3 protein-coding genes and 1 pseudogene are annotated in these 5,587 nt (G+C 41.7%); all 4 read left to right on the top strand.

All coding sequences use genetic code 11. The features are described 5' to 3' along the window. Nucleotides 1-258: pseudogene (locus AC1DVJ_RS29710) on the top strand (sugar ABC transporter permease); the annotation flags it as partial. A gap of 24 nt (nt 259-282) precedes the next feature. Further along, a complete protein-coding gene (locus tag AC1DVJ_RS29705; protein WP_477596301.1) occupies nt 283-1,179 on the top strand; it encodes a carbohydrate ABC transporter permease in 897 nt (298 codons plus the stop codon). 59 nt (nt 1,180-1,238) lie between these two features. Then, nucleotides 1,239-2,861: a type 2 periplasmic-binding domain-containing protein gene (locus tag AC1DVJ_RS29700; RefSeq protein ID WP_477596299.1), complete on the top strand. Its 1,623-nt coding sequence runs from the start codon at nt 1,239-1,241 to the stop codon at nt 2,859-2,861. Nucleotides 2,862-2,984: 123 nt separating this feature from the next. After that, the coding region (locus AC1DVJ_RS29695; protein WP_477596297.1) for an SUMF1/EgtB/PvdO family nonheme iron enzyme at nt 2,985-5,587 on the top strand (2,603 nt) is incomplete at its 3' end.

Genomic DNA, 5,587 nt, shown 5'->3' with positions numbered 1-5,587 from the left:
CCTATCATAAGCATCATGTTCATATTGCGGCTAGGAAGTGTTTTGGATGCTGGATTTGACCAAATTTTGAGCTTATACAATCCTCTTGTTTTCGGAGTTGCTGATATCGTCGATACCTATGTATACCGCATTGGCCTTGAAGGCTTTCAATTTAGCTTCGCAACCGCTGTCGGGCTATGCAAAGGGGTAGTTGCTCTAATGTTGATCGTTTCCACGAATTGGATCGTGCGAAAAACGACGGATCATTCGATTTGGTAATGCGAAAGAAAGAAGGAGAATGGAATGAAATCTAAACATACGTTAGCGGATAAATCGTTTGATGTCATTAATATCACTTTGTTGTTACTCTTGTGTCTCACCATCGTCTATCCGTTCTGGCAGCAAGTCGTCATCTCGTTAAGTAAGCCCAACGAAGCGGGACTTATCGGGTTGCATCTTTATACAATTCATCCAACACTAGATGCGTACAAGCGCATTTTTGTCGGCGGGACCATATTAAAAGCGTATTATTGGACGTTTTACCGAACGATATTGGGTACGTTCTTGACAGTAGTTGTAAGCGCTATGCTTGCTTATCCGTTGTCAAAGACGCAATTATGGGGACGTAAGTTTTGGATGTGGATTGTCGTGTTTACGATGTTTTTTGGCGGGGGTCTTATACCGACTTATCTTCTAATTCGTAACCTGCATATGTTTAATACGATTTGGGCCTTGGTGTTGCCCGGTTTAGTTAGTGCGTGGAATATTATCATTCTGCGAAACTTCTTCTACTCTATACCGGAAGAACTGGAAGAGAGCGCTCGAATGGACGGCGCTAATGATTTATTGATTTTCTTCCGTATTGTTGTTCCGTTATCCGCTCCCGTCATTGCGACAGTTACGCTTTGGACGATGGTCGCTCATTGGAATGCCTGGTTTGATGCACTGATGTATACGAATGGCGGAAAAATTAGAATCTTGCAAATCGTACTTCGAGAAGTGCTGGATAATGCCAATCAAATGTCAGGTGCGAGCAATTTATTAAACTTGAGTGATATGCAAATGCAAGGGCAGCTGTACTCGCCGGAATCCGTTAAAGCTGCGATTCTTATGGCTGTTGTCATTCCAATCGTTTGTGTTTATCCGTTCCTACAAAAATATTTCGTTAAAGGCATTATGGTTGGTGCAGTAAAAGGATAATGGTATATGGGTGTAAACCTTTATATATAATTTTTACACAAAACAGGAGGGTTCATAAAATGTCTAAAAAAACAGTAGTTGCTGCATCACTCTCATCCTTGCTCCTCGCATCTGCATTAGTAGGATGTGCGAAAGACGACTCAACTAGCTCGACTAGCTCACCGGCCGCATCAGCAGCCGCATCGGCGCAACCGGTAGTTGCCAAAAAGTACGATATTAAAATGTTTTCGGGTCGGTTCACGCCGAGTCCAGATGCAGAAAATATGAAAGCGATTAACGCAAAGCTGGGCCAAAACTTGATCATTTCGGGAGCGCCTGATAGCGAACAGCTTCAGAAGTTGAATCTGCTTTATGCAGCCAATGATTTGCCGGATGTGTTTATGAATATCACCGGAGATTCGGAGCTTTTGAAAAATGCTTCTGCTAAATTCACGGAAGACGATCTTAAGAAATACATGCCGAATATGTATGCGCTTGCACTTAAGCAATATCAGGCAGCGGGTATGACAAAAGAACAAGTGTTTAATCGCTTTACAGTAGATGGAAAAATGGCGGGCTTCTTTCTTGGACAACAATCAACAACGTATCCTTATGGTCTTGTGATCCGGAAAGATATTCTTGATGAACTGGGTCTAAAAACTCCGCAAACTATTGAAGATTGGGAAGTATTCCTTAAAGCCTTCAAACAAAAATATCCGAACAAGTTTCCGATCTCAGCTCGAGGCAAAGACGCAATGCAACAAACATTATACTTTGTTCTAGCGGCATACGGTGTGACTTTCGATACATGGCAATTGAAGGATGGCAAGTTGTCCTATTCCTTCTTTATGCCAGAAATGCATGAAGCATTGGCAACATTATCTAAATGGTACAAGGCTGGCTATATCAATCCAGAATTCGTTACAATGGACAACGCTGCCCTCAACAATGAATTTATTAATGGAAATACGGTTGTCTTCCAATATGCAGCATTGAACAACAAAATTGCAGCGCCGTTCGATCCAGGCTCCGTTTGGGAACAAACAACTACGAAAAACCCACAAGCGAAAATGGATTGGATTCCGTTCCCGAAATCCAAGCCTGACATGAAGCCGGCTCTTGGAACATACGAACTTATTTTGAATCAACCTTTGATGTTCGGCAAGCAATTAGAGAAAGATCCGGATAAATTGCATGCCGCTATGAGCGCTGTAGATAAACTAAGGACCGATCCAGATCTTCAAATGATGGTAGCCCGTGGAATTCTAGGAAAAACGTATGATATGGTTGATGGTCTGCCTGTCATCAAGAAGGAAATGAACAATGCTGATACTTTTGTAAAAGAAGCAATCGCTTTTGGAGTGCCGGGTGGAGAAAATTGGGACTTTTCGAAAACAATTAGTGCTAAGAGTTACATCGACAATATTAAGAAATACGCTGAAGATGCTACGGGACTCTACTCGAAAGCGAACAACGTTTGGAATTTCACGAAAGTCAATGGTCCTTTGAAAACGCCTTCAGGCGAAGATTTGACTCCTAAAGTGAATACGAAGATTGCAGAATTCAAAACAATGTTCGCATCTGTAATAACGGGTTCCAAATCCTTAGAAGACTACGACAAATATATTGAAACAGTTAAAAAAGAAATCGGAAATGACATGACGGAAGCGGCAAATCGTTTGTATTTGAAGCAATGGCAATAAGTTAAAGAGCTTGACGAATGGCGCATGACACAGTAGATTTTTCGATCTAAATAAAGTAGAGGGGATCGTTAATCGCGGTCCTCTTTACTTTTAGAGAATAGGGATTATTCGAGGAGCAATTATATGATTCAAATACCTAGTGGTAGCTATAAACGACATGATGGCGTACGGATTATTGTGAGTTCATTCTCCTTATCGCCCTATGAACTAACTAAACAACAGTGGGATTCTGTCAGAGTCTTTAGTCAAACTAGGGGTTACGATCTATCTGAGGGAAGCGGTTCAGGAAATAAGCCGGTGGGTAACGTAACTTGGTATGATGCAGTCAAGTTTTGCAATGCGATTAGTGAAATGGCAGGTCTTACACCTGTTTACTATGAGGATCAGGAACATATAAACATATATCGATTCGGAAGACATGATCTAGATATCGCTTGTGTTAAATGGGATGCAGACGGGTACCGCCTGCCTACAGAAGCGGAGTGGGAATATGCCTGCAAAGCGGGTACGGATACAAAGTTTTATTGGGGAAATGAATCTATTCCAGGACCTCAAAATGAATTTGCATGGCATTTTAATTATATGACCATTTCTTTACATACACGTGAAATAGGCTTAAAAAAGCCTAATGCATTCGGGCTCTATGATATGAGCGGGAATGTCGGCGAATGGTGTTGGGACTGGTATTCAAAAGACTATAGACAAGATGATACTGCAAACCCGAAAGGTGCGGATCAAGGCATTTGGAGAGTCCTTAGAGGCGGTTCGGTATCACTAGACAGTGTAGTGGAGAGTGATTTCAGATCTTTCACTTATCCTTCTTACAACTTGTACGAGACAGGAATGAGGCTTTCAAGCTCAAATGTGGATGTTCCTCCGATTTCACAAATCGTGAACAACTACATGAATGATAATAATGAGCGAACAAAAATTGCAGGAATTGACTATATTACGGATGAACTTAGCGATATAGCAACGCGCATGATTGCACAATTAGATCCCGAATGTGAGATTTATGCGACAATGAAAGCATTTACGAGTAAACAGGATTACATGGGAGCTTTGAAAGCCTATAGAAATTACTTTATACAACAATATAAGATCAATTTAAAAGAAGACTTTAAAGGTTTTTTGACCCATGATTTAAGGGAGCAAGTGTTGGCGCTTGGTTCAGGTATCTGTTGGTTCGGAGCCGAAGGTAAGAGGGATTGCATTGATAATCTAGAAGAGACGAAGACCTTGGTTTTTGAATGGCTTGAAAATCGTAACAGCGCATATCTCGAAAAATGGTTTAGTATTATGAAGGATTTTTCCTTAAATTATAAAAAGCAGTACGACTTGATGAGTGATGAGGAGCTTGGTCTTAGACCTACAGTTCCGATTAGTTGGAGATGGAATAACGGATATGAGGTTCCAAGGAGAATGCGCTGCATTTTTTCTTGCCTAACCGAGATTGTCGGGTCTTTGCAGGAGGACGAACAGGAATTCATTCCGGCTGATATTCTTTGTATGATTATGTTGTCCCTTGTAGACGAGCATATGGCTGCAACCATTAAAGATGCGCGCTACATGGTTCCCAATCAGCTAAGCTCAAACGGACAGCTGCTTATCACAGCGGGCCATTTCATGAAAGAATTCAAGGATGCCAAGGAATGGTTAAAGCTAGGTATCATGCGTTTTACAGCCTCCGCAACAGAGAAAGCTATGTTACACGATGGAGGAGACCTAGAACAGTCTTTTATATATAATGGTGTCTTTTTACATGAAGCATTTAAACTCTTCCAACTCTTTTCCGACATCGCACCGCCATGGTTTGAAGACATTCAGGCTTTAATGTTAAAAAGAGCAAGAATGCTTAGAAGTCTCATACAGCCATTTGGAGGACTTCCAGCGATCGGAACTCACTCTACGGATTATCCGCCAGATCTTACACAAGAAAGCGAAACTTTATGGGCATATAAAAAAGTTCAGTATTTGAACAACAAGAAGGAACTTGAAAAAGCACCTTGTTTGGAGTCTGAAACGATCATTGAAGCTTTGTTTGGCGATAACACAGATGTCTCACCATCTTTTACATCAATTGGACTGCCATACTGTGGATATTACGCATTAAGAGACAGTTGGAATATCACTAGCCGTTATCTCTGGTTTATCGCATCAAGACGTGGTACTGGACATGCGTGTGAAAACATAAACTCTGTGGATCTGATCGCCTTTGGACGTCATTTGCTGATTGAAGCAGGCGGAGGTTCCTATGGGATTAAAGGTTTTATTCCGGAAGATCAGCAACCCGTAATCGAGCAGATCGATGATTATAGATATAAATCCTTCGGTCATAATACGGTGATCGTTGACGGGAACTCGCAGCGCCGACTGATATATGGCGAAAACGCGGATGTAAGTCCCTACGCAAACACAATCGGTACGAGATGGCTTTCGTCAGATCGATTTGATTATTGCGAGGGTAACTATGATGACGGTTATGGGAATGAAAAAGATGTGCATGTGAAGGCAACGCATATCCGCAAGGTCATCTTTGTTAAAGAAGTTGGTATTTACATCATAACGGACATCATGATAGCTGATGCCCCCCATCAGTACACTCAGTTGTGGGGTTTTCCGCCGGAACGGTTTCCATCCAATGTGACCAACCAAGAAAATTGGGAATCCACAGGTTTTGCAACCAATGAGATTCATGCGGATGCTGGAGTTAACATGATCTGGAC

This window comes from Paenibacillus sp. P4_A9, from assembly GCF_056402415.1.
This window is presented reverse-complemented; position numbering and strand designations above follow the sequence as displayed.

What these genes read in the sequence shown, in the direction of transcription:
- AC1DVJ_RS29705 (WP_477596301.1), top strand. Translation starts at nt 283, where the DNA reads ATGAAATCTAAACATACGTTAGCGGATAAATCGTTTGATGTCATTAAT.
- AC1DVJ_RS29700 (WP_477596299.1), top strand. Translation starts at nt 1,239, where the DNA reads ATGTCTAAAAAAACAGTAGTTGCTGCATCACTCTCATCCTTGCTCCTC.